The organism is Neobacillus drentensis, assembly GCF_036966985.1.
Classification (GTDB): domain Bacteria; phylum Bacillota; class Bacilli; order Bacillales; family Cytobacillaceae; genus Neobacillus; species Neobacillus drentensis_E.
In genome coordinates, this window is record NZ_JBALSN010000670.1 from 1 (window position 1) to 3,007 (window position 3,007).

The window sequence follows — 3,007 nt, forward strand, 5'->3', positions numbered from 1 at the left end:
TTTAGCAATGCAGTTGATTCAACAAAAAGGGTATGTAGCGTTTAGCTACGATGACATCTCTAAACAACTGGGTGTCACAAAGGCAAGCATTCACTATCATTTTGAGAAAAAGGAGGATCTAGGAGCGGCGATTACCGATAAGATCATGCAACGATTGGATAGGTTTTCGAATAGCAATGCCTCTATATCGCCAAAAGAGAAGCTAAAGAATTTTTTTACGGACATAATGGAACGCTTTAGATGTTATGACATTTGCCCAATCTCGTCCTTACAAACAGATTTTGATTCTTTGCCTGAGGCAATGCAGAAAAAGGTAAAGGAAATAAGCGAAAAGGAACTACAAATTATTACGAATATACTCCGGGAAATACAGGAACAAGGTGACCTTCAATCTTCAGTCGATGTCGATTCTCTTGCCCTAATGATTTTGGCTGCTGGTAAAGGGATTCTTCAATACCAACGTGTGCTTGGTAAGGACTTTTTCGCCGATTTTATGAAACAAGTAAGCAATCTTACTGTTAAATAGCAGCTTACATACCAACAACCATTACTTCCACCCTAAGTAAAGGTTGTTGGTATTAAATTATAGACTATACTGATTACTTTCCCAGATTTCATAAACGGGAAAGCCAACTTATTATAAAGTGTGGATAGATTGTCATTAAAAACTTACCTATTAGTAGGTGATAACCGAATTTTCTTTTCATTCTATAATTGAAATTAAAAACCATCCTACAAACAATTTACCTATTAGTAAGTAGATGTCTGTTTTTGTTAAACTTCCATTACTTTGAAAAAGGGGAAATCACTCTATTTTTTCATTGTAAGTTTTTATGATAAGCTCAGAAACTAAAACTCACTTAATAAGGCGGGAGAATATGGAGCAAGTACTAACATCACTGAATAAATCAGATATTGAATTTCATCCGGGCCAAATCTGGTTTAAAGGAGAACGTTTTATTCTGATGAATGCAGAAGCATTAGGAATGCTCAGTCGTGACCTTATTTCTACATTAGGGCGTGAAAGAGCAAGGGCGTTCCTCCTTCGTTATGGGTGGGAATGCGGATATAAAGATTCGATTTCAATTAAAAAACTATTTCCTAATGCTTCTCTTGAATACCTCCATCAACAAGCTCCAATTTTTCATATGCAAGAAGGCTTTGTTCAAGTTGATTTACAAGGTCTTAGTGTGGATTATGAACAGAATAAGTTTTATATGGAAGGAGTTTGGTTAAATTCATTTGAAGTAGAACAACATATTCAACATTTCGGTATAGTCAAAGATCCAGTTTGCTGGACATTAATTGGTTATGCAAGTGGGGTCTCAACAGGAATTTTCGGAAGGAAAATATTGTATAAAGAAGTGGCTTGTGTTGGTCGAGGGGATACTGAGTGCCGGTTTATTGGAAGAACTGTAGAGGAATGGGGAAATGATATTGAACATGAACTGTCTTTTTATGGTCAAACCAAAATTGCAGAAGAATTAGAAGAGGCACATCAGCACATTCAAAAACAGCATACGATGTTACAACGAATTATGGAAATCCATGAACAGCTCAACCGGATGGTTCTTTCCGGGCAGAGCCGGCAAGCTGTCATAGATGCAATCGGGCAAATGCTTCATTCACCTGTCATTGTTCAAGATAAATATTTTCGTCCGCTTTCTTGGTGGCTGCCAAACAAGGAAAATTCAGGTATAGACCCGTACCTTATCAAACCGGAAAAGGATCTTTCTTCTGAATTTTACCTGAAGCTTAGACAGTTATATGAGGAAAAATGTGCGATAGATTTTTTTGTTTCGGATGAGCCAATGTTTCTTGAGAGGACCATTGCCCCGATTGTTCTTGGTGATGAGATTATGGGATATTTATCGGTCATCCATGTTGAAGGAACAGATAGAGAACTAAGAAAAATGATTACCGAGCGCGCTGCTACTGTTATGGCAGTAGATTTATTGAAAGAAAAAACGGCCTTGAATACCGAACATAAATTAAAAGGTGAATTTCTTGAAGAATTGTTATCCGGTACAACCCCTATCGAACAATTAGTGAAACGAGCAAATTTTATGGGATATGATTTTGGAAATCCACACCGATTTATGCTTGTGAAGATTTTTCAACCGCAAAACGATAATGGTTTGATACCTGATCAAAATCTGCGAATGAATCTTCGTAACGAATTGATAAATATTGTTCGAATCAATTCTCACTCTTCTACGAAGGATACTTTAATTGTAGAGCGAAGAGGGGAGATTATCCTTTTGGGGCCTTCAGATCCATATGGATTAGATTTCCGAAAGATAGCAAAAAACCTACAAGACCGCCAACAGCAATTATTTGCAAATATTAAAACTTCCATTTGTATTAGTCGTGAGGCGATGTCCATTGAAGTACTTCAACCCTTATTTGAAGAATGTTCAAACATGATGAAGGTTATGACACGATTAGGACGGACAAATAAAATTTTTTTAGTGGAAGAAATGAACGTATTTGACTTACTATATGCAGGCTCTGCTCAAGAACAACTTCTTACGTATGCAACACGAACGCTCGAAAAACTTCTAAAATATGATGAGGAAAGCGGTGGAACTACTCTTATCTCTACTCTTCACATCTTTCTTGCAAATGAATGCAATCTTCAAAGAACATCAAAAGAACTGAATGTTTCGCTAAGTGGGTTGAAATATAGAATTCAGAGATTAAAAGATATCGGAGAGATTGATTTTAACCATGCAGATCAAAAATTTAATCTTCAACTTGCTTTAAGAATACTGAATGCCAATGGGAAGATTAACTTATTAGAAGTGTAAAATCATAGGGATAATGTTAAAAGAAGAAACATCTTTGTTTTCTTCTTTTTTTGTCTTATTAAGTCAGTTTTTTTCTTGAATAACCGTAGGAAATAGCCGGTCATAACTGTTACGGTAGAATGTTATGATATTAATTGTATAAAAATAAAATAAAAAGGAACCGTGCAAAATATTTACTAAATCGAACTGAAGAGGAC

2 protein-coding genes are annotated in these 3,007 nt (G+C 35.9%); both read left to right on the forward strand.

Translation table 11 applies throughout. The annotated features are described in order from the left end of the window. Window positions 1-526: TetR/AcrR family transcriptional regulator (locus V7659_RS30210; protein ID WP_335543710.1), on the forward strand; the 526-nt coding region annotated here is incomplete at its 5' end. A gap of 352 nt (window positions 527-878) precedes the next feature. Further along, entirely contained in the window at window positions 879-2,810 is a 1,932-nt protein-coding gene (locus V7659_RS30215) for a XylR N-terminal domain-containing protein (RefSeq protein ID WP_335543711.1), read from the forward strand. The last annotated feature ends 197 nt before the right edge of the window (window positions 2,811-3,007 follow it).

Coding starts and splice junctions, on each gene's coding strand:
- V7659_RS30215 (WP_335543711.1), top strand. CDS start 879: ATGGAGCAAGTACTAACATCACTGAATAAATCAGATATTGAATTTCAT.